At 74.7% G+C, this 20,033-nt stretch carries 18 protein-coding genes; 12 read left to right on the top strand and 6 right to left on the bottom strand.

Going from position 1 to position 20,033, the window contains the following annotated elements:
* Window positions 1–22: 22 nt before the first annotated feature.
* Window positions 23–592, bottom strand: a complete 570-nt coding sequence (locus ACGF13_RS02270; RefSeq protein ID WP_392867990.1) for a methyltransferase family protein — start codon at window positions 590–592, stop codon at window positions 23–25.
* 242 nt (window positions 593–834) lie between these two features.
* On the opposite strand from ACGF13_RS02270, the gene ACGF13_RS02265 reads away from it, so the two are divergent.
* Window positions 835–966, top strand: a complete 132-nt coding sequence (locus ACGF13_RS02265; RefSeq protein ID WP_392867988.1) for a hypothetical protein — start codon at window positions 835–837, stop codon at window positions 964–966.
* A 321-nt stretch (window positions 967–1,287) separates the two neighbouring features.
* Here the strand turns inward: ACGF13_RS02265 and ACGF13_RS02260 are convergent, their stop codons facing one another.
* Complete coding sequence (locus tag ACGF13_RS02260; RefSeq protein WP_392867985.1) at window positions 1,288–2,844, bottom strand: MFS transporter; 1,557 nt, start codon at window positions 2,842–2,844, stop codon at window positions 1,288–1,290.
* Between the two features lie 83 nt (window positions 2,845–2,927).
* On the opposite strand from ACGF13_RS02260, the gene ACGF13_RS02255 reads away from it, so the two are divergent.
* Window positions 2,928–3,533 carry a TetR/AcrR family transcriptional regulator gene (locus ACGF13_RS02255; RefSeq protein ID WP_392867982.1) on the top strand — a complete coding sequence of 202 codons (606 nt, stop codon included), beginning with the start codon at window positions 2,928–2,930 and terminating at the stop codon, window positions 3,531–3,533.
* Here the strand turns inward: ACGF13_RS02255 and ACGF13_RS02250 are convergent.
* The gene (locus ACGF13_RS02250) at window positions 3,523–3,840 is read right to left on the bottom strand and encodes a cupin (protein ID WP_392867979.1); all 318 of its coding nucleotides are present in this window, start codon (window positions 3,838–3,840) and stop codon (window positions 3,523–3,525) included. The genes ACGF13_RS02255 and ACGF13_RS02250 overlap by 11 nt on opposite strands.
* Window positions 3,841–4,021: 181 nt before the next feature.
* On the opposite strand from ACGF13_RS02250, the gene ACGF13_RS02245 reads away from it, so the two are divergent.
* On the top strand, window positions 4,022–4,288 hold the full coding sequence (locus ACGF13_RS02245) for a hypothetical protein (RefSeq protein WP_392867977.1): 267 nt from the start codon (window positions 4,022–4,024) through the stop codon (window positions 4,286–4,288).
* Window positions 4,289–4,387: 99 nt separating this feature from the next.
* Here the strand turns inward: ACGF13_RS02245 and ACGF13_RS02240 are convergent, their stop codons facing one another.
* Window positions 4,388–5,545 carry an acyl-CoA dehydrogenase family protein gene (locus tag ACGF13_RS02240; RefSeq protein WP_392867974.1) on the bottom strand — a complete coding sequence of 386 codons (1,158 nt, stop codon included), beginning with the start codon at window positions 5,543–5,545 and terminating at the stop codon, window positions 4,388–4,390.
* Between the two features lie 202 nt (window positions 5,546–5,747).
* Between ACGF13_RS02240 and ACGF13_RS02235 the strand changes: the two genes are divergently transcribed.
* Window positions 5,748–6,953, top strand: a complete 1,206-nt coding sequence (locus tag ACGF13_RS02235) for a TetR/AcrR family transcriptional regulator (protein ID WP_392867972.1) — start codon at window positions 5,748–5,750, stop codon at window positions 6,951–6,953.
* A 19-nt stretch (window positions 6,954–6,972) separates the two neighbouring features.
* Here ACGF13_RS02235 and ACGF13_RS02230 read toward each other — a convergent pair whose 3' ends face one another.
* A complete protein-coding gene (locus ACGF13_RS02230; RefSeq protein WP_392867970.1) occupies window positions 6,973–7,356 on the bottom strand; it encodes a hypothetical protein in 384 nt (127 codons plus the stop codon).
* A 255-nt stretch (window positions 7,357–7,611) separates the two neighbouring features.
* Between ACGF13_RS02230 and ACGF13_RS02225 the strand changes: the two genes are divergently transcribed.
* The 6 genes from ACGF13_RS02225 to ACGF13_RS02200 all read left to right on the top strand — a co-directional run bounded on the left by ACGF13_RS02225 (window position 7,612) and on the right by ACGF13_RS02200 (window position 17,515).
* Window positions 7,612–9,567: an ATP-binding protein gene (locus ACGF13_RS02225; RefSeq protein WP_392867968.1), complete on the top strand. Its 1,956-nt coding sequence runs from the start codon at window positions 7,612–7,614 to the stop codon at window positions 9,565–9,567.
* 61 nt (window positions 9,568–9,628) lie between these two features.
* On the top strand, window positions 9,629–11,986 hold the full coding sequence (locus tag ACGF13_RS02220) for a hypothetical protein (RefSeq protein ID WP_392867966.1): 2,358 nt from the start codon (window positions 9,629–9,631) through the stop codon (window positions 11,984–11,986).
* Window positions 11,987–12,165: 179 nt separating this feature from the next.
* On the top strand, window positions 12,166–12,819 hold the full coding sequence (locus ACGF13_RS02215) for a DedA family protein (RefSeq protein ID WP_392867963.1): 654 nt from the start codon (window positions 12,166–12,168) through the stop codon (window positions 12,817–12,819).
* Between the two features lie 206 nt (window positions 12,820–13,025).
* Complete coding sequence (locus tag ACGF13_RS02210) at window positions 13,026–14,765, top strand: threonine/serine exporter family protein (protein ID WP_392867960.1); 1,740 nt, start codon at window positions 13,026–13,028, stop codon at window positions 14,763–14,765.
* An 88-nt stretch (window positions 14,766–14,853) separates the two neighbouring features.
* Window positions 14,854–15,936 carry a hypothetical protein gene (locus tag ACGF13_RS02205; RefSeq protein ID WP_392867957.1) on the top strand — a complete coding sequence of 361 codons (1,083 nt, stop codon included), beginning with the start codon at window positions 14,854–14,856 and terminating at the stop codon, window positions 15,934–15,936.
* Between the two features lie 310 nt (window positions 15,937–16,246).
* Window positions 16,247–17,515, top strand: a complete 1,269-nt coding sequence (locus ACGF13_RS02200; protein WP_392867954.1) for a C40 family peptidase — start codon at window positions 16,247–16,249, stop codon at window positions 17,513–17,515.
* A gap of 89 nt (window positions 17,516–17,604) precedes the next feature.
* Here ACGF13_RS02200 and ACGF13_RS02195 read toward each other — a convergent pair whose 3' ends face one another.
* The gene (locus tag ACGF13_RS02195; protein ID WP_392867953.1) at window positions 17,605–17,931 is read right to left on the bottom strand and encodes a hypothetical protein; all 327 of its coding nucleotides are present in this window, start codon (window positions 17,929–17,931) and stop codon (window positions 17,605–17,607) included.
* Between the two features lie 126 nt (window positions 17,932–18,057).
* Here ACGF13_RS02195 and ACGF13_RS02190 point away from each other — a divergent pair, with 126 nt between their 5' ends.
* On the top strand, window positions 18,058–18,579 hold the full coding sequence (locus ACGF13_RS02190; protein WP_392867950.1) for a GNAT family N-acetyltransferase: 522 nt from the start codon (window positions 18,058–18,060) through the stop codon (window positions 18,577–18,579).
* 41 nt (window positions 18,580–18,620) lie between these two features.
* Complete coding sequence (locus ACGF13_RS02185) at window positions 18,621–19,901, top strand: GNAT family N-acetyltransferase (RefSeq protein ID WP_392867947.1); 1,281 nt, start codon at window positions 18,621–18,623, stop codon at window positions 19,899–19,901.
* Window positions 19,902–20,033 lie beyond the last annotated feature (132 nt).

Raw genomic sequence — 20,033 nt, 5'->3', positions numbered from 1 at the left:
CGTGCCGGTGCGTTCGGCGCGTTCAATAGACGAACGGCACCAGACGCTTCGACACCCGACGGTACTCCTCGTACTCGCTCCCGAAGGCGTCCAGCAGCAGCCGTTCCTCGGCGGAGATCCGCCAGCCGTACGCGGCCGGCAGCAGCGCCGCGACCACCAGGGCGGCCACCCAGCTGCCGGTGCCGACCGCGTAGCCGCCCCAGACCAGCAGGCTGCCGGTGTAACCGGGGTGCCGGATCAGCCGGTACGGGCCGCCGCGGACCAGCTGCTGGGTCTCCACGGTGCGCAGGGTGCGGGTGTAGTACCGGCCCAGGGTGCGCATGCCCCAGGCCCGCAGGGCCAGCCCGGCGGCCACCATGGCGACCCCGAACCAGCGCGCCCAGGCGGGCAGTTCGCCGATCCCGGCGCGGTCGAACAGCGCCACGACCAGGACCGAGGCCGCGTAGCAGCCGAGCAGCAGCCGGGTCGACCCGCGGTCGCGGCGGTCGGCGTGCCAGGTGCCGGCGGAGGCGTCCTCGCGCCGGCGCAGCAGCAGCTCGTAGGCGATCCAGCAGAGCAGGCCGAGGAGGGAGAGGAGGGAGGGCAGGGGCATCAGGACTCCCGGCGGTCGGATCCGAGGTGTGCCTCCACGGTCCTCCGACCGGGCCGCCGGCACACCCACCCGGGGGTGGACCCGCCGCGCTCCACCTCCGGGTGGAGTCCCCGCGCCGCCGCGTCGGCAAGGCCCTCGGCGCTGAACACGGCTCCTGGCCGGAGGCTGGTCCCAACGGCCACGTGCACCCGGGCTCCAGGCCGTACCGTCGGGCCACACGCGAGAAGAACGCCGGGGACACCGTGAGCCGGGGCCCTGCGGAAACCGAGGACGAGTGGCTGAACCGGCTCGCGGACGAGTCGGCGGCGGAGGGCCGTGAAGGCTGCGTCACCCTGGAGGAAATGGCGATCATGCTGGACGGTGACCACGACTGATCGGATGACGACGGCTGGGCGTCCCGCAGGGGCGTGGGCCCCCGGGTGACTCGCCCGGCCGGGCCGAGGCAGGCGTCTCGCGGGTGTTCCGGGTGTTCCGGGTGTTCCGGGTGGCGGCGGGGGCTGTGGGCCGGGCGTGCCGACCGGTGGGGAGTCTCCGTTGCCCCGGGCGGCGGTGTTCGGCGTCTGTCGTGGCCTCGGGCGGTCGGGCGGTCGGTCGGGCGGGGTCGGGGGCGGATGATCGGCGCCCGTGAACGGCGGAGAGCCCCCGGCCGGGTGGGCGGGGGCTCTCGATGACTCGCGTGGATCGGGCCGGGTGGGTCACACGGGGGTGGTCTCGGGCTCGGCGGTGGGTGCGGTGGTGGCGGCCGGGAGGTGGCGCATCAGGCGGTAGGCCAGGGCCGCGGCGCCCAGCGCGAAGACCAGGCCGACCACGGCCGCGACGTGCAGGCCGTCGGTGAAGGCGGTGCGGGCGGTCTCCAGCAGGTCGGCGCCGACCCGGCCGGGCAGGTGGCCGGCGACGGTGACCGCGCCGCCGAGGGTGTCCTGGGCGGCCCGGGCGGCCTCGCCGTCGACGCCGGCCGGGAGGGCACCGTCCAGCCGGTGGCGGTAGACCGCGGCGCCGGCCGCGCCGAGCAGGGCGATGCCGAGCGAGCTGCCGAGTTCGACGGCGGTCTCGGAGGTGGCGGAGGCGGCGCCGGCCCGTTCGACCGGGGCGGCGGAGACGACCATCTCGGCGGTCATCGTCATGGTGCCGACCGTCCCGGCGGCCAGCACGCCCGCCGCGGTGAGGATGAGCGCCAGCGGGGAGTGCGCCCCGACCCGGGTCATCATCGCGAAGCCCGCCGAACCGACCAGGAACCCGCCGCCCATCAGTACCGCCGGGCGGACCTTCCCTGCCAGCGCCGAGCTGATCCCGACCGCCGCGCCGACGCCCAGGCTCGGCACCAGCGACCAGAGCGAGGCGGTCAGCGGGCTCATGCCCTTGACCAGCTGGAGGTACTGCGAGGTGAAGAGCGAGAAGCCCATCATCGCGAACATCGCGATGCTGTTGACGCTGATCGCGCCGCTGAAGGTGCGGATCCGGAACAGGCTCAGGTCGAGCAGCGGGTCGGCGGCGGTGCGCTGGCGCCGGACGAAGGCGGCGGCCAGCAGCAGCCCGGCGGGGATGGCGAGCCCCGGCAGCGGGCTCCAGCCGTCGACGGCGACCGTCTTGACGCCGTAGACCAGCGGCAGGATCGCGGCCAGCGAGAGTACGGCGCCGAGCAGGTCGAAGCGGCCGGTGCGGCCGGGGGAGCGGTACTCGGGGAGCAGGACGGGCGCGGTCAGCAGCACCAGGGCCATCACCGGGACGGCGAGCAGGAAGGCCGAGCCCCACCAGAAGTGCTCCAGCAGCAGGCCACCGGCGACCGGGCCGAGGGTGGCCCCCGCGGTGAGGACGCCGCCCCAGGCGCCGAGCGCGATCTGCCGCTGCCTGGGGTCGTGGAACATGTTGCGGATCAGCGCGAGCGTCGAGGGCATCACGGTGGCCCCGGCCGCGCCGAGCACCGCGCGGGCCGCGATCAGCTGGCCGGCGTCGTGCGACCAGGCGGCCAGCAGCGAGGCGCCCGCGAAGCCGGCGGCGCCGATCATCAGCAGCCGGCGGCGGCCGATCCGGTCGCCCAGGGCACCCATCGTGATGAGCAGCCCGGCCAGCAGGAACGAGTACATGTCCATGATCCACAGCTGCTGGGTGCCGCTCGGCGCCAGCGTGGTGGAGATGTACGGGACGGCGAAGAAGAGCACGCCCATGTCCATGGTGAGGACGAGGGTCGGGAGCAGGAGAACGGCCAGGCCGATCCATTCGCGACGGCCTGCGCGGCCGGTGGTTGCGGTCATGGGGAAGACGGTACGGATGTGTCAGACGCTTGTCTAGTACAAATGTGCAAGACATCCGTCCAGGGCTTCCGTAGGATCAGGGCATGGGAAACCGCGAAGACCTGATGGCCGGCGCCAAGCGCTGCCTGTACGAGAAGGGCTACGGGCGCACCACCGCCCGTGACGTCGCGACCGCCTCCGGCGTCAGCCTGGCCGCGATCGGCTACCACTTCGGCTCGAAGGAGGCGCTGCTCAACGCGGCGATGGTCGAGGCGATCGGGGAGATGGGGGCGGCCATGGGAGCGGTGGTGATCGCCGCCAACCAGGTGTCGGACGACCCGGAGGTGCGCTTCGCCGCCGTCTGGGACGGCCTGCGGGGCGTCTTCGTCGAGCACCGCGGGCTCTGGGCGGCCCAGTTCGAGGCGCTCGCCCAGGCCGGGCACGCCCCCGACCTGGCGCAGGCCTTCGCGGCGGCGCAGAAGGAGGGGCGGCTCGGGCTGGCCGCCGTGTTCCAGGGGGTGCCCGAGGTGCCGGACACCGAGGAGGAGGTCGCCCGCGGGGCCTTCTACCAGACCCTGCTGGCCGGCTACTGCGCCCAGTGGCTGGCCGCGCCCGAACTCGCGCCCAGCGGGCAGGACTTCCTGCGCGGACTGCGGCTGGTCAGCGACAGCGTGTTCAACCCCGTGGAGCCCCCGCCCGCTACGCGGTGACGGCGGTCAGCAGCACCACCGAGTCGACGTGCGCCAGCAGCCCGTGCCGCTCCTGCGGGACGGGCTCCAGGTGGCCGGCCGGCAGTTCCAGCCGCCGGCCGGCGATGGTCAGCGAGACCCGGCCGCGCAACACCTGGACACTGCCCGCGGTGGGCGGGTTGTGCTCGTCCAGCGCGGTGCCCGCGGTCAGCGCGATCACGGTCTGCCGCAGCATCCCGTCGTGCAGGACCAGGTGGGCGCTGCGCCCGTGCGGACTCTCGGCCGCCCGGGCGGCGTGCTCCACGGTGAGCTGTTCGAGATCGGGCATCGCGCCTCCTCCTCGCTCCGGGTCCGGGCGCACTCCGTGTGCCCAGGGTCGCGGACGCCCGGGCGGCCCGCACCCGGAGGCGCCGCGCCCTGATCCGACGAAATCCAGGAGACCGGCCCGGGGCCGTCCCGCCCGAGCAGTCCGAGGTGCGGCCCCCGCCGACTGCCCGCATCGTGGAGGCATGGCGACCAACCAGAGAATGTTCAGCGGTTTCCAGGTCAACCGTCCGGTGCTGGCCGGCGGCCTGGCGCTCACCGCGATCGGCACGGTGCTCAGCGCGGCCGGGGCGACGATGGTCTGCGTGGCCCTGCTCACCGCGGGGCGCACGTGGGTGCGCGGCCTGGAGGCGCGACCGGCCGCGATGGCCCAACGGGCCCTGCGCGAGGCGCGGGTGGCGTCCACGGCGGGCTGGGAGGCCTGGCGCGCCGAGCACAGCTCGCCCAACTGAGCCGGGACGGCCGCCGGTGAGGGTGCCGGTACGGGTACGGCGGGCCGCCCGAGGGCGACCCGCCGCAGCGTTCGAACTGGCTGAACGGGCTGAACGGCCCTACAGGCCGAGCGACTTGGCGATGATGCTGCGCATGACCTCGCTGGTGCCGCCGTAGATCCGGAACACCCGGTTGTCGGTGTAGAGCCGGGCGATCGGGTACTCCAGGATGTAGCCGTAACCGCCGTGCAGCTGGAGGCACTTGTCGATCACGGTGGAGGCCGACTCGGTACAGAACAGCTTCGCCGCGGCCGCGTCCGCGACGGTCAACTCGCCGTTCTGGTACAGCTCCAGCGCCCGGTCCACCATCGACTGCTGCGCCACCACCTGGGCCTCGCAGTCGGCCAGGGTGAACTTGGTGTTCTGGAAGTCGGCGACCGCCTTGCCGAACACCTTGCGGTCCTTGACGTACTGCACCGCGAACCGCACCGCCGCCGCGGCCGCCGCGTACGCGCCGACGGCGATCGCGAGGCGCTCCTGCACCAGGTTGTGGGTCAGGTAGGAGAACGCCCGGCCCTCCTCGCCGAGCAGGTTCTCCACCGGAACCCGGACGTCGTCGAACGCCAACTCGGCGGTGTCCGAGGTGCGCAGGCCGATCTTCTGGAGCTTGCGGCCGACGGTGTAGCCCTCGGAGGCGGTGTCCACGCAGAGGATGGACAGTCCGGCCCGGCGGTTCTCCGGGTCGTGCGGGGCGGTGCGGCAGACCACCAGGACGAGGTCGGCCAGCACACCGCCGGTGATGAAGGTCTTGGCGCCGTTCAGGACGTAGTGGGTGCCGTCCTCGGAGAGCCGCGCGGTGGTGGAGATGCCCGCGAGGTCGGAGCCGGCGCCCGGCTCGGTCATCGCGATCGCGGTCATGATGTCGCCGGAGACGAAGCCGGGCAGCCAGCGCCGCTTCTGCTCCTCGTTCGCGTACTCCAGCAGGTAGGGCAGCACCAGGCCGGTGTGCACGCCGGAGGAACCGAAGCTGACGCCCGCCCGGGCGGTCTCCTCGGCGATCACCGCCTGGTACTTGAACCCGCTCTCGCCCGCGCCGCCGTACTCCTCCGGCACCTCGATGCCGTAGACGCCGAGCGCGCCGAGCTGCCGGTAGAAGTCGCGCGGCGGGTGGCCCTCGGCCTCCCAGCTCTCGTAGACCGGGACGACCTCGTTGGCGATGAAGTCCCGGATGGTCTCCCGGAAGGCCTCGTGGTCCTCGTTGAACACGGTGCGGCGCACGGCGGCGCTCCCTTCGACGGCACCGGCCGGGGCTGCCGACCGGAGCGGAACGTGCCTGGTGATGGCCCCACAAGTTAATCGGGGGTAGCTTCGGCTGTCCAGAGTCGGCCGGGGGTGAAAAGCCCGTGGGGAACGGCCTGGAGGGGCGTGAAGTGAATCCTTGCTAGCCTTCCGTCGACGCTCGCAGGAGAGGGGGCCCGCCATGGTGGTCCGACGGCCGCCCGGGCGGCGCGCCCAGATCCTGGCCGTGGCCGCCGACCGCTTCCACCGCAGCGGCTACCACCAGGTCTCGATGACCGAGGTCGCCGCCGGCGTCGGGATCACCGCGCCGGCGCTCTACCGGCACTTCCGCGGCAAGCCCGAACTGCTCGACCGGGCCGTCCGCCTGGGCCTGGACGCGCTCGCCGAAGGCCTGCGCGCGGCCCGCACCACCGCCGACCTCGGCACCGCACTGGCCGCCGTCGCGGTCGGCCACCGTCCGCTCGGCACCCTGGTGCAGCGCGACGCCCGGCTGCTGCCGCCGGCCCGGCGGGCGGCGCTGCGCCGTGAACTGCGCGCCGACGTCGCGCTGATGGCCGCGGTGCTGCGCGCGGAACGGCCCGAACTGGCCGATGATGACGCCGAGTTGCTCTGCTGGTCGGCGCTCTCGGCCTGCGCCGGGCTGTCCTACCAGTCGGCGGCGCCGCAGCCCCGGCGGGCCGAGGCGCTGCTGCGTGAGATGGTCGCGGCCGTCCTCGCGGTCCCCCTGGACGGCGCGGTCCCCCTGGGCAGTGCGGCCACGGGGTCCGTCGGCGTACCGATGACGCGGCCGGTGACGCGGCCGGCACCGGAGGCCAGGCCGCGGGCGCGCCGGGAGGAGCTGCTCGCGGCGGCCGTGCGGCTGTTCCACCAGCGCGGCTTCGACAACGTCAGTACCGACCAACTCGGCGCCGCCGTCGGCATATCCGGCCCGAGCGTCTACCGGCACTTCGACAGCAAGGCCGAGCTGCTCGCCGCCTCGCTGGTGCGCAGCCGCGAACGGCTCTGGCACGAGGTGGACGGCGCGATCGCGGCCGCCGCCGGGCCCGGGGCGGCGCTGGAGGCCGGGCTGGGCGCGTACGTCGGCTTCGCGCTGCGCAACGGCGACTACCTGGGCGCGATGCTCAGCGAGACGGAGCGGCTGGCCCCGCCCGACCGCCGGGCCGCGGTGGACTTCCGGCGGGACTTCCTGCGCACCTGGGTCGGACTGCTGCGGCAGGTGCACCCCGGGTACGACGCGGCGACCGCCCGGATCCGGGTGCACGCGCTGTTCGCGCTGGTCAACGACGGGGTGCGGAACCGTCCGCACAGTGCCCGGCCGGACCTCGGGGACTGCCTGCTGCGGCTCGGCCGGGCGGTGCTGGGTGTTCCCGGGGAAGGGGCGCCCTGAGGGGCGAGCGGCGCAGGGGCTAGTGGAGGACGCGGGGGTAGTGGGCCCGCGCGTCGACGCCGCGGTCGGACTGGGTGGTGCCCGCGTTCCCGTCGTCGCCCTGTCGGGGGCCGGCCGTCCCGCCGTTGCTCTGCTGGGCGCCGACGCTCCCGCTGTTGCCCGTCACCGCGAGGCCGTTGTGCTGGTTGCCCGCACCCGAACCGGTGGCCGTCTGCTGGGTGTTGACCACGGTGCCGTGGACGTTGCCGACGATGTTGCCGGAGCCGGCGTTGCCCACCACGCTGCCGCCGGAGTGGTCGGCCGGGCCGGCGCCGTTGCCGGCGTGCGCGGTGGCGGCACCGAATCCGACGAGGAGGAAGGCGCCGAGGACGGTGACGGCGGCGGCTGCGCGAATACGGGACACGGTGGTCTCCCTGGCGAGAAGTGCGAATCGTGGCGCCGCCCGCAGTGGCCGCCCCGGGCGCCGTGGCCTGGCGTCGTCCGTTCGGCATTCACCAGTGATGTGGACGAACTCCACCGAACGGGTGGCGAATCCCCCGATGGTGGCGGGGCGGTCAATTCAAAATTGACCGCATTCCGTCATTTCGCCATTCCGTCAGGAAGGAGCCGAGGAGAAAGAAATGGTCGACGGATAGTCGCACTGGCACACTGAGGACCCATGTCTGATGGTGCCCCGCCCGAGCCCACCCCCGACGAGGAGCTGCGGACGACCGAGGTCGATCTCGGCGGCCTGGTGAACGTCCTCGCCACCCACCTCTACTCCACCCCGCTGGTCGCCCTGCGCGAACTCGTCCAGAACGCCCACGACTCGCACACCCGCCGGCTCCTGGAGGACCCGGACGGCGACCACCGCCCGCTGATCCGGGTGCGTGCCGACGCCGCCCGGCGCACCGTCGCCATCGAGGACACCGGCGCCGGCCTCACCGAACCCGAGATCCACTCCTACCTGGCCACCGTCGGCACCGGCTACACCCGGATGCTGCGCGAACTGACCGGGAACCAGGAGCTGATCGGCGCCTTCGGCCTGGGCTTCCTCTCCGCCTTCTCGGTCGCCGACGAAGTCACCGTCACCACCACCTCGCACCGCGAACCGTGGCTCGGCCACCGCTACCGCAGCCGCGGCGGCGAGCAGTACCAGGTCGAGCCGGTGCCCGCCCGGCCCCACCCGGGCACGGTGGTCGAGCTGGCGCTCAAGCCCGAGCACGGCCACCTCGCCGACGAGGACGTCCTGCGCGACGTGCTCGGCCGCTACTGCGTGCTGCTGTCGATCCCGGTGTACGTCGGCGCGGACGAGCGGCCGGTCAACTCCGTCGAGGTGCCCTGGCGGCAGCAGGCCCTCCCGTCGCCCACCGCCACCCTCGGCCGAGACGCTTCGCGCCGCCCCTCCGACGGCGACCAGTACGCTGCCCGGATGCGCTTCGCCGCCGCGTTCGGTCGCCGCTTCGAGCCGCTCACCGCCTTCCCGGTCCAGCCGGTCGAGGGCGTGACCGACGCGGTCGGCCTGCTCTGGGTCCAGGACGGCGGCAGCTACGGCACCAGCGACAACCGCGACCTCGCCGTCTACCTGCGCGGCATGCTGCTCGCCGAGGACGCCCGCGACCTGCTGCCCCGCTGGGCCGGGTTCGTCGGCGGCGTGGTCGAGTCCAACCGGCTCACCCCCACCGCCAGCCGTGAGGACCTCCAGCGCGACGAGCACTACCACGCGCTCCGGAAGGTCCTCGCCGACGCCATCGTGGACGGCCTCTACGAGACCGCCCGGCTGCGGCCCGCCGCGTGGCGCCGCATCCTCACCCGGCGCGGCACCGACCTGCTCGGTGCCGCGCTCTGCGACGAGCGGCTGTTCACCCTGCTCGCCGACGACGTCCCGGTGCCCACCTCCCAGGGCGACCTCACGGCCGGCGCGCTGCGCGCGGCGGGCGGCGGCGCGGTGCACCTCGCGATCGGCAGCGGCGGCGGCTTCGAGGAGATGCTGTACCGGGCGATGCGGGTGCCGATCGCGCGCGGCGACCGCTACGCCGTCCGGCCGTTCCTGCACCGCTACGCCGAGCTGCGCGGCTGCCGGGTGGTCGAGCTGGGCAGCGAGAAGGGCGACCGCGAGCTGTTCCGCGACCCGGAGCACCCGCTGCCGCAGCACGAGGCGGCCTGGCTGGCGGGCGCCCTCGCCGACCCGGGCGAGCAACTCGTCCCGGCCCGCTTCGACCCGCCCGGCCTGCCGCTGGTGCTGGTGCCGGACCGCGAGGCCGAGCTGAAGGCCAGGATCGAGGACGACCAGGCGGACGCCCGGATCCCGTCCGCCGCCCTGCGGCTGGCCCGCGCCTTCACCGCCCGCACCGACGGCCAGGTCCGGGCCCGGCTGTACCTCAACCTGGACAGTCCGGCGGTCCACGACCTGCTCGCCGCCTACCGCGCCGGGCACACCGGCAGCGCGACGGCGGCCGGGCTGCTCCGCTCGATCAAGGTGATCATGGCCGCGGCCTCGTCCGGTCCGTCCGAGGGCGACCTCACCACCGCGCTGAGCGGCATCGGCACGGCGGTGTCCGCCCTGACCGCCGCCGTCCCGGCCGGTCTGCCGGAGGTCCCGGACAGCCCCGGCGTCCTCTCGGAGGAGCCGTGACGGACGGACTGTCAGTGGGGTGCGGTAGACAACTCATCAGCACGACGCAGGGGGAACGGGCATGACCACCGACATCTGGGCCTGGGTGCGCGACACCCACCGGCAGCTCGCCGAGGCCGGCCACCACCGGCTGGCCGACGCCATCGTCGAGCTGCCCGAGCACGCCACCGAGGGGCGCAACGAGCAGCTGGACGCGCTCTACCCGGAGGCGGTGGCCGCCGCCCGGGCGCTCGGCCTGCCCTGGGTCGAGGTCTACCTGCGGCACTGGCGGATGCAGAACCTGCTGAACAAGCGCCAGCAGGGCGAGGCGGTGCTGCCCGAGGCGGTCGACCTGCTGGACTTCGCGCACCGGGAGGAGACGGCGGGCTGCCCGCAGTCCGTCTGCGTGGTGCAGGACTTCGCGATCTGCCACGCCCGGGTCGACGGACCGGGGTACGTGGCCGAGCGCCTCGCCGTGGTCGGCGAGACGCTCGGCCGGATCGAGCCCGACCGGGCCTGCTACGACTGCCTCTCCCGCGAGTACTCCGACGCCCTGGAGGACGACGGCCGGGCGGGCGAGGCGCTGGACCACCTGGACTCCGCGGCCAACCGGATGCGGGCGGCCGGCCAGTCGGTCTCGCTCCGCTTCCACCAGGCCCGGGCCGGCACCCTGCACCTGCTGGGCCGGCACGAGGAGGTGTTGGAGCTGCTGGACACCGCCGAGCGGGCCGAGCAGGCGCGGGGGCGCCGGCTGGACGAGCGCGACCAGCGCTGGGGCGCCCTGCTGCGGGCCCGCGCCTTCGCCTCGCTCGGCCGCACCGAGGAGGCGCTCGCCCTGCTGCCCGAGCGGGCCGAGGCCGAGCGCCACGCCGACCTGCGCCCCGCCTGGACGCAGACGGTCGAGCTGCTGGTCGCGGCCGGAGCGCGGGAGAACGACGCCGAGCTGGGCGCCGTCCTGGCCGGCTGGGTCGGCTACCTGGACGGCGTCGGCGCGCACCGCCCGTGCGTGGACCTGCTGCTGGCGGCGGGTCGGCTCGCGCTCGCCCGGGGCGCCCGCACGGTGGCGCTGACGCTCGCCGCGACGGGGGAGCGTCAGCTCACCCGGTTGCGCCGCACCGACGGCGTGTCGGAGCAGGTCGCGGCCCTGCGCGCGGCCGCCGAGGCACTGCCGGAGCCCGAGCTGCCGGTCCCGCCGGGCGAGCTGACGGCGCACCTGGCCGAGACCGGGGTGCCCTACGAGACCGGCGCCGACCTGCTCTCCGTCGCCCTGGACCGGTACCGGGGTGAGCAGGCCGGCGCCACCGAACTGGCGGTGCTCCTGGCCACCGTGCTGGGCGGCCTCGGCCACGCCCGGGCCGCGGCCGAGCTGCTGTGGCGGTACGTGGAGCAGGACGCGGCGGACCGCGAGCTGACCGGTGCGCTCGGCGAGATGCTGATCGAGGCCGGGGACGCCGAGGGCATCCGCCGCCTCGCCGACCGGGTGTCCGTCACCGCCCCCGCCGACGGGCACTGGATACGCGCCCGCTGGGCCGCCACCGAGGGTCGCTGGGCCGAGGCGCTGGAGCGGTGCCGGACGATCCTGGCCCTGGACGACGAGGTGATCAACACCCGCCGACTCGCCGCCCACGCCGCCACCGAGCTGGGGGACCACGCCACCGCGCAGCGGATGTACCTGGAGCTGCTGGAGCGCGCGGCGCCGGCCGACGGCGCCGCCGAGGAGGAGGGCCACCGGCAGGTCCAGGAGCCGGACCTGTGGCACCTGATCACCGCGGCCACCGCCAACCGCGACTGGGCCGTGGTCCGCTCCACCGGCGCGCTGCTCGACATCGAGTTCGACGAGCCCGAGGGCCCGGTGGACGAGGAGTGGCAGCTCGTCACCATCCGCGCCACCCGGACCAACGGCGCCACGTCCGACCTGCCCGCGCTCCGGACGGGCCCGGCCACCGCCCGCATCCTGCCGGTGCTCGGCGACGACCTCACGCTCAACCACGGCGACGTGGTGGTCTTCGCCCCGGCCCTGCTGGAGCGCCCGCCGGCCGAGGACGCGCCCGAGGAGGAGCGGCGGCACTGGCGCCCGGTGTTCGAGCTGCTCACCCTGCTCGACCCGGCCGGGTACACCACGCACTGGATCGACGGCGCCTGGCCCGGGGACGAGCGGTGGTCGGCCCTGCGCGAGGAACTGCACGACGCCGGGTACGCGGTCTGGGTGTACAGCGGGGACCAGTACCGGATCACCGACCCGGCGGACGGCGGCGACACCCTGCCCGGCGTCTACGCGGCCCTCGGCGTGCCGCCGACCGCCTCGGCCGCCGAGGCCGACGCCCTGCTGCTGCGGCTGACCGACGGCCTGGCGCACCCGCTCGCCTGGCCGGTGCTGGCCAAGGCGGCCGGCGCGGACCTCGCCCGGCACGAGGAGACGGTCGAGCGCTACGGGCTCTGACCGCCCCCGACCACGCGGCCCCGGCGGGCCGGCCCTCCCGGGCCCCCGCCGGGGCCGCGCGCTTTCCGTCCGCGTCCCGTCCGCGTTCCCGGCCCGGGAACCATCCGGCCCCGCGCCGAGTCTTTGTCAATGCTTTACTGTTTCATTGCCAAGACTCGACCCTTCCGGAGTGCCGCACCGTGACCAGCCTCGCCCTCGGCCCGTCCTGGCTCGATCCGACCACCCTGATCTCCACCTTCGGCCTGATCGGCATCCTGGCCATCGTCTTCGCCGAGTCCGGTCTGCTGATCGGCTTCTTCCTGCCGGGTGACTCGCTGCTGTTCACCACCGGCCTGCTGGTGGCCGGCGGCACCTACCTGCACCAGCCGCTCTGGTTGGTCTGCGCGCTGGTGGTGGTTGCCGCGGTGGCCGGGGACCAGGTCGGCTACCTCTTCGGCCGCAAGGTCGGCCCGAGCCTCTTCCGCCGCCCCGACTCCCGGGTCTTCAAGCAGGAGAACGTCGAGAAGGCCGCCGCCTTCTTCGACCGGCACGGACCCAAGGCGATCGTGCTGGCCCGCTTCGTGCCGATCGTGCGCACCTTCACCCCGATCGTCGCGGGGGTGAGCAGGATGAACTACCGCAGCTTCGTGGTGTTCAACGTGCTCGGCGGGGTGCTGTGGGGCGGTGGCGTCACCGTGCTCGGCTACTTCCTCGGCCAGATCCCGTTCGTCCGGGACAACATCGAGGCCATCCTGGTCGGCATCGTGCTGGTCTCGGTGATCCCGGTGGCGATCGAGCTGCTGCGGGCGCGCCGCTCCGGCGCGGAGCGGGCCGCCCACCACCGCGCCGGGTAGGCGTCCGCCGCTCCGGCCACGGGACGCCGCGTACATGTGCGTCGAGCTGTTCGATCAGGCAAGGTGTAACCCGAGATCGAGCGGCGGCAGACGGCCGCCAGGGGTGGCGAGGAGCGGAAGTGCCTAAGCGGGGCCGACCGGGAGCGGGCAAGCGGGCGAGGGGAGGCCGGGCGGTCCGACAGGCGCGGCAGGCACCCCCGACGCCGGTGCACCCCGCCGACGCCCCGCCGACCGAGGGCCTGCTCGGCCACGCCGCCCCGCCGGTCGAGCCCACCACCGTCGTCCCGCTCGCCCCGCCCGTCCCGGAGACCAAGGGACTGCTGGCCCCCGAGCCCGCGTCGGTGCCCGCGTCGGCGGCCCGCCCCGAGACCGGGCGGGCCGAGGCCGGACGGACCGAGGCCGAGCGCCCGGTCCGCCGCCGCTCGGTCGCCGAGGACACCCTCACCCCCGAGGAGTGGCGGGCGGCCGGCTACACCCCGCCCACCGGCATCCCCATTCCGGAGCTGACCGCCGGCGCTCCCGGCGAGGCGCCCTGGCCGGACCGGATGCGCACCCTGCTGCGCACCCCGATGTCCGAGCGGCCCGCCTTCGAGCGCACCGCCCGCGAGATGCACCCCTCCTCGGCCGTCACCCGCAACGTCCCGCGCATCCTCGACCTCACGCTGCGCATCGGCGAGCTGCTGCTGGCCAGCGGCGAGGCCGCCGAGGACGTCGAGGCGGCCATGCTCGGCATCGCGCACGCCTACCGGCTGGACCGCTGCGAGCCGCAGGTCACCTTCACCCTGATCGGCATCTCGTACCAGCCCTCGCTGGTCGAGCCGCCGGTCACCGCCGACCGCGTGGTGCGCCGCCGCACCTCCGACTACACCCGGCTCGACGCGGTGTACGAGCTGGTCGCGGACATCACCGCGGAGAAGGTGACGGTCAACGACGCCTACCGCCGGCTCGCGGTGATCCGCCGCAACCGGCACCCGTACCCGGCCTGGTTCCTCGCCCTGACCACCGGCCTGCTGGCCGGCGCGGCGACCTTCCTGGTCGGCGGGAAGATGGACGACAAGGGCTGGCTGGTGTTCGCGAGCGCCTTCGTCGCGGCCGTCCTCGGCGACCGGCTGGCCTCCGCGCTGGCCAAGCGCCGGCTGCCGGAGTTCTACCAGTTCGTGGCGGCCGCGATGCCGGCCGCCGCCTCCGGGATCATCCTCTCGTTCAACGACTGGGGCCTGCGCGGCTCGGTCGTGATCACCGGCGGCCTGTTCGCCCTGCTGCCCGGGCGCGCCCTGGTCGCCGCCGTGCAGGACGGCCTGACCGGTTTCTACATCACCGCCGCCGCCCGCCTGCTGGAAGTGGTCTACCTGGTCGCGGGCATCGTGATCGGCGTGATGGTGATCCTCTACCTGGGCGTCGGCTTCGAGGCGAACCTGCGCCCGGACGAGAGCCTGGTGGGCGTCAACTACCCGCCGGTCCAGATGGTCGCGGCGATGGTGCTGACCCTGGCCTTCGCGACACTGCTCCAGACCGACCGCCGCACCCTGGCCCTGGTCACCGTCAACAGCGGCATCGGCTGGGCCAGCTACGGCGCGCTGGTGTACAACGCGGGCGTCAACCCGATCGCGGCGACCGGCGTGGCGGCCGGCCTGGTCGGCCTCTTCGGCCAGCTGATGGCGCGCTACCGCAACGGTTCGGCGCTGCCGTACGTGACCGCCGCGATCGGCCCGCTGATGCCCGGTTCGGCGCTCTACCTCGGGATGCTCGCCTTCGCCCAGGGCCACTCCAGCGCCGGCCTGGTGTCGGTCTTCCGGGCGGCGGCGATCGCGATGGCGCTGGCGGTCGGGGTGAACCTGGGCGGGGAGATCGCCCGGCTGTTCATGAAGCTGCCGGTCGGTGCCGAACTCCCGTCGCTCTACCCGGCCATGCCGCGCCGGGCGGCCAAGCGCACCCGAGGATTCTGACCGGACGTCGGCCGGTGTTGGGGGCGAGTTGGGCCCCGGGCCACGTCACGGCAGGCAGGACGCAGGACCAGGAACGAAGGTAAGACCCATGACGACACTGCTGGACGGCTACCGCGAGCACATCGTCGCCGCGCACAAGCAACCGCTGTTCCTGCTGTTGGTCGGATTCATCACCTCCTTCGTCTGCATCCGGTTCAGCGTCCGGATGATCCGCGCCCAGGTGAGCTGGTGGCCGGGCAACGTGACCCCGGGCGGCCTGCACATCCACCACATGGTGTTCGGCCTGGGCTTCCTGCTGCTCGGCGGCATCGGGGTGTTCGCCACCTACGGCGGGCACCCGTGGATCGACTGGTTCGGGCTGGCCTTCGGCATCGGCTGCGGCCTGGTGCTGGACGAGTTCGCGCTGATCCTGCACCTGGACGACGTGTACTGGAGCGAGCAGGGCCGCAAGTCGGTGGACGCGGTGATCTTCGGCATCCTGTTCACCTCCCTGCTGCTGGTCGGGTACGTGCCGCTGGGCGTGGTGCCCGGCGAGGAGACCAGGTGGGGCCTGGTCACGATCCTCTCGGTGAACGCGCTGGCCTCGGTGATCACCCTGATCAAGGGGAAGGTGTGGACCGGCCTGCTCGGGATCATGGTCCCCGGCCTGTCCTGGATCGGGGCGATCCGGCTGGCCCGCCCGAGCAGCCCGTGGGCCCGCTGGCGGTACGCCACGCGCCCCCGCCGACGGGCGCGTGCGCTCCGGCGCGAGCGCCTGCTGCACCGGCGCGCGGACCTGGCCCGCACCTGGCTCTTCGACCTGATCGCCGGGGCTCCCGACAAGGTGCCGGCCAACCACCCGGCCGCGCACCGGGTGGCCGAGCGGATGGCCGCCCGGGCCACCGCCCACCTCGACGCGCACGCCGCCCGGGCGCTGGCCCGCCGACAGGCCCGGCTGGCCGACCGCCGCTCGGCGGCCGCGGCGGGGGCGGGGGACCGGCGCCCGGGTGCGGCGGACCCGGCGCCCGGGGTGGCCGAGGCCGGTCCGGCCCGCTCCCGCCAGGCGCAGCAGCGCCGCCGTACCGTCAGGGCCGGGCGCAGCCGGGCCTTCGCCGTCGCGCCGACCGGGCCGGAGCGCCGGCCCGAGCGGCAGCCCCGGCTGCGGAAGCACACCCGACGGATCGGCCGGTAGCCCGCGGCGTTCCGCGCGCGCCGGCGTACCGGTGCGACGGCCCGGCGTGCTCGGCTGTTCGCTCGGTTGTCGCGCTCGGCCTGTTCGCTCAGCCAATGCCGAGGTTGGTCAGATCATCTGATAGTCACCCGACCAGCCGAGCATTTTCCAGGTGTGAAGGCCGCCGGAATTGAGAACATGAGCGTCATGTGACCGTTCTGTCACGTGATGGGACGATTCATCGGACCTCCCGCCGCCCCGGCCGCCGTCCGCCCGCGGGCCGTGCACCGTCCGACGCCGTCCCCTCCGGACCCGTCAGAAGGGATGCCGCGTGGCGCGCAGGATCCTGCCGGCCCTCCTGTTGTCCCTCACCGCCCTGCTCGGGCTGCTCCCCGCCGCCCAGGCCGCCCCCGCGGTCCCCGCGGCCCCCGCGCCGACGGTCGGCCGGGCCGCGGACGAGGACCCGTACCCGAGCACCGAGGAGATCGACCGGGCCCGGGCCGAGGCCGAGGGCAAGGCCTCCTCGGCCGCCGCCCTGGAGGCCGCGCTCACCGCCGCCCGGGCCGAGCTGGACCGGGCCGGGCGCGCCGCCGAGCAGGCCGTCGAGGCCTACAACGGCGCCCAGCTCGCGCTCGCCCGGGCCCGCGCCGAGGAGGCGGCCGCCGCGCGGCGCGCCGCCATCGCCGAGACCGAGCGGGCGGCCGCCGCCGATGACGCGGCCCGGCTCGCGGCCGAGACCTACCGGCAGGGCGCGGGCGCCGAACTCTCCGCGCTCAACGCGCTGCTCGGCTCCCACGGTCCGCGCGAGGCGGGCGACCGCGCCGCCGCGATCGGCCAGGTCAGCGAACGCACCCGACAGATCCTGGACGCCGCCACCTCCACGGCCGCCGCCGCCCGCAGCGCGTCCGCCGCCGCCCGGGCCGCCACCGAGGCCGCCGGGCGGGCCGCCGCGGAGGTCGGCGCGGCCAAGGTCCGGGCGGAACAGCGGCTGGCGGCCCAGCAGGCCGAGGTGACGGCCGCGGCGCAGCGCCGCGAGCAGCTGCTCGTCGAGCTGGCCGCCGCCCGGGACACCACCGTCGAGCTGGAGCGCCAACGCCGCGAGGCCCTGGAGGCGATCGCCGTCCGCGAGGCCGAGGCCGCCGCCCGGGCCGCCGCCGAGCAGGCCGCCCGGGAGGCGGAGGCCGCCCCGGCCGGCACCAGGGCCCAGGGGCCGCCGCCCTCCCGTCCGTGGTCCGCCGAGCGCGCGGCCGCCGCCGTCGCCTTCGCCAGGTCCAAGATCGGCCTGCCCTACGTCTGGGGCGGTGAGGGCCCGGGCGGCTACGACTGCTCCGGGCTGACGATGATGGCCTGGCGCGAGGGCGGCCGGCAGCTCAACCACTTCGCCGCCGACCAGTACGCCCAGAGCACCCCGATCGGCTACCGCCAACTGCGCCCCGGCGACCTGGTCTTCTGGACCGACACCGGGCGCGCCGCCGACATCCACCACGTCGGGCTCTACATCGGCGACGACCAGATGATCGAGGCCCCGCGGGTCGGCATGCCGATCAAGCAGGCCAGCCTCTGGATCATGGGCACCCCGAACTTCTACGCCAGGCCGTAGCGCCTGTCTTCGAACTCGCGTCGGCGGGGCGCCGCCGGGCCCCGCGGCGTCGGGTCCACGGCGTCGGGTGCCGCGGCGGCGCGGGACGGTCAGCGGTCGTTCAGGGCGGCGGCCAGCTCCTTGCGGCTGTCGCGCAGCCGCAGGACGGCCCAGCCCCAGGCGGCGGCGAGCGGGAGCGACACCAGCAGGACGGCGACCGCGCCGCCGATCCGGCCGATCATCTCGGAGTCGCAGGCCTCCTGCATGTGGAAGCCGGTCGGCTCGTAGAAGGCCGGCGAGCCGCAGAGCCCGTTGCCGGGGACGAAGACCAGCCAGAGCGCCCAGAGCCAGCCGGCGACGGCCGGCGCGCCGACGAGCTTCGCGGTCGACGACCGGCCCTCGTACTCCTTCAGCTTGCGGAAGTACTCGTCCTCCATGGATTCCCCCGGGATGCGGATCGTCTGTGCCTGAACCGGCACGAGGATGCCAGCCCGGGCCGTCCGGACGCCACTGTCGGTGGGCCGCGCTAGCGTGGCCGCTCGGACCGGCACTGAGGAGGCGTCATGCGGTTGCGGGATGTTCGGGCGGGGGACGTCGAGGCGTACGTCCGGATGCGCTGCGACCCGGTGATGATGGCCGAACTGGGCGGCCCGCTGCCCCGGGAGCGGGTGGAGGCGCGGCTGCGCAAGGACCTCTCCCTGGTGGCCGCGGACGCCTCCTGGATCAGGATGATCGTGCCCGACGGCGCCGCGGACGACGAGGCGGTGGGCACGGTCACGCTCTGGTCGGACCAGGAGGACGGCGTGACGGTCTCCGAGATCGGCTGGATGGTGCTGCCCGGCTACCAGGGCCGCGGCCTCGCCAAGGCGGCCGTGCGCCAGGTGCTGGACGCCGCCGCCGAGGACGGCCGCTGGGGCGAGGTGCACGCCAACCCGGGGGCGGGCAACGGGCCGTCCAACGGGATCTGCCGGGCGCTCGGCTTCCGGCTGCTCGGCGAACGGGACCTGGACTTCGCGGACCGCGTCCTGCGCACCAACCACTGGGTGGTGGTGCCGGGTGAGCACCTGGGATCGGGCACGGATTAATTCGGATGCCGCCCCGGGAGGGCCGCCGTACGGTGGCCCGCATGGGCAACAGCATCGATCACGCGGCCGTCGACACCGTGAACGGGATCCTGGTCCGAGCCGTCTCGCAGGACGAGGTGGAGGACTGGGACAAGGCGCTCGCCTTCGGGTTCCTGCGCCCGCACCTGCCCCCGGCGACGGACATCCGCCGCCGGCAGTGGCAGCCGGGCCGGCTGTTGGCCGGTTTCGACGGCGACCGCCAGATCGCCACCTTCCGCAGCTTCGACACCGAACTGACCGTCCCCGGTGGGGCCGTCGTCCAGGCCGACGCCATCACCAACGTCACGGTGAGTGCCACCCACCGCCGCCGCGGCCTGCTCAGCGCGATGATGCGCCGGGACCTCGCGGCCGCCGCCGAGCGCGGCAGGGCGGTCGCCGTCCTGATGGCCGCCGAGTACAACATCTACGGCCGGTTCGGCTTCGGCCCGGCGACGTGGGGCGCGGGCCTGCACGTCAACCTGCGCCGCACCCGGGGCCTGCGCGACGGCCTGCCGGGGGTCCCCGGCGGCCGGATCGACTTCGTGGGCATGACGGAGCTGCGCGAGCTGGGCGCCGACCTGTACGAGCGCTGGCGGCGCACCCAGCCGGGCGCGATCGAGCGCGACGAGCTGTGGTGGCTGCGCACCACCGGCGAGCTCCGGACGCCGGGTGTCGACTTCAAGGAGCCATTCGCCGCCGTCCACCGGGACGCCGACGGGACGGTCACCGGCCTGGTGCTCTACCGGATCGAGAGCAAGTGGGACGGCGCCTACCCCGACAGCACGCTCGAGGTGGGCGAGTTCATCGCGCTGGACCTGCCCACCGCGGTCGAGCTGTGGCGCTTCGTGCTGTCCGTCGACTGGGTGGGCCGGGTCACGGTGTCCAGGCTCGGCCCGGACGACCCGCTGCCGCTGCTGCTCCAGGAGCCGCGGGCGGCCACCCCGTACGAGGGCAACGGCGACGAGGTGTGGCTGCGGGTGCTGGACGTCGAGGCCGCGTTCGGCGCCCGGACGTACAACACCTCCGGCCGGGTGGTGCTGGAGGTCGACGACAAGCTCGGCTACGCGTCGGGGCGTTGGGCCCTGGAGGTGGCCGAGGACGGCACCGGTCGCTGCGTCAGGAGCGCGGACGACGCCGATCTGGCGCTCGGCGCCTCCGAGTTGGGCTCGCTCTACCTGGGCGGGCAGGCCGCGTCCGGGCTGGCCGCGGCCGCCCTGGTCACCGAGCTGCGCCCGGGCGCGGCGGCCGCCGTCGACCTGCTGCTGCGCACCCCGGTCCAGGCTTGGACGCCGACCGAGTTCTGAGCCCCGGGCCGCGGGGGGGGGGGGGGGCCCGGCGGGGGCCGGCGGGCGCGCGCGGCCGGGGGGGGGGGGGTTGGAGGGGGTGGGCATGGGGGGGGGGGGGTGGTTGGGGTAATTGACCGGGGGGGGGGGCGG

The organism is Kitasatospora sp. NPDC048286 (genome assembly GCF_043201735.1).
GTDB lineage: Bacteria > Actinomycetota > Actinomycetes > Streptomycetales > Streptomycetaceae > Kitasatospora.
The sequence above is the reverse complement of the archived record's forward strand: the minus strand, read 5'-3'. Positions and strand labels throughout refer to the sequence as shown.

Coding starts and splice junctions, on each gene's coding strand:
- ACGF13_RS02255 (WP_392867982.1), top strand. CDS start 2,928: ATGGGAAACCGCGAAGACCTGATGGCCGGCGCCAAGCGCTGCCTGTAC.
- ACGF13_RS02205 (WP_392867957.1), top strand. CDS start 14,854: ATGACGACACTGCTGGACGGCTACCGCGAGCACATCGTCGCCGCGCAC.
- ACGF13_RS02235 (WP_392867972.1), top strand. CDS start 5,748: ATGGTGGTCCGACGGCCGCCCGGGCGGCGCGCCCAGATCCTGGCCGTG.
- ACGF13_RS02185 (WP_392867947.1), top strand. CDS start 18,621: ATGGGCAACAGCATCGATCACGCGGCCGTCGACACCGTGAACGGGATC.
- ACGF13_RS02260 (WP_392867985.1), bottom strand. CDS start 2,844: ATGACCGCAACCACCGGCCGCGCAGGCCGTCGCGAATGGATCGGCCTG.
- ACGF13_RS02270 (WP_392867990.1), bottom strand. CDS start 592: ATGCCCCTGCCCTCCCTCCTCTCCCTCCTCGGCCTGCTCTGCTGGATC.
- ACGF13_RS02220 (WP_392867966.1), top strand. CDS start 9,629: ATGACCACCGACATCTGGGCCTGGGTGCGCGACACCCACCGGCAGCTC.
- ACGF13_RS02245 (WP_392867977.1), top strand. CDS start 4,022: ATGGCGACCAACCAGAGAATGTTCAGCGGTTTCCAGGTCAACCGTCCG.
- ACGF13_RS02225 (WP_392867968.1), top strand. CDS start 7,612: ATGTCTGATGGTGCCCCGCCCGAGCCCACCCCCGACGAGGAGCTGCGG.
- ACGF13_RS02250 (WP_392867979.1), bottom strand. CDS start 3,840: ATGCCCGATCTCGAACAGCTCACCGTGGAGCACGCCGCCCGGGCGGCC.
- ACGF13_RS02190 (WP_392867950.1), top strand. CDS start 18,058: ATGCGGTTGCGGGATGTTCGGGCGGGGGACGTCGAGGCGTACGTCCGG.
- ACGF13_RS02195 (WP_392867953.1), bottom strand. CDS start 17,931: ATGGAGGACGAGTACTTCCGCAAGCTGAAGGAGTACGAGGGCCGGTCG.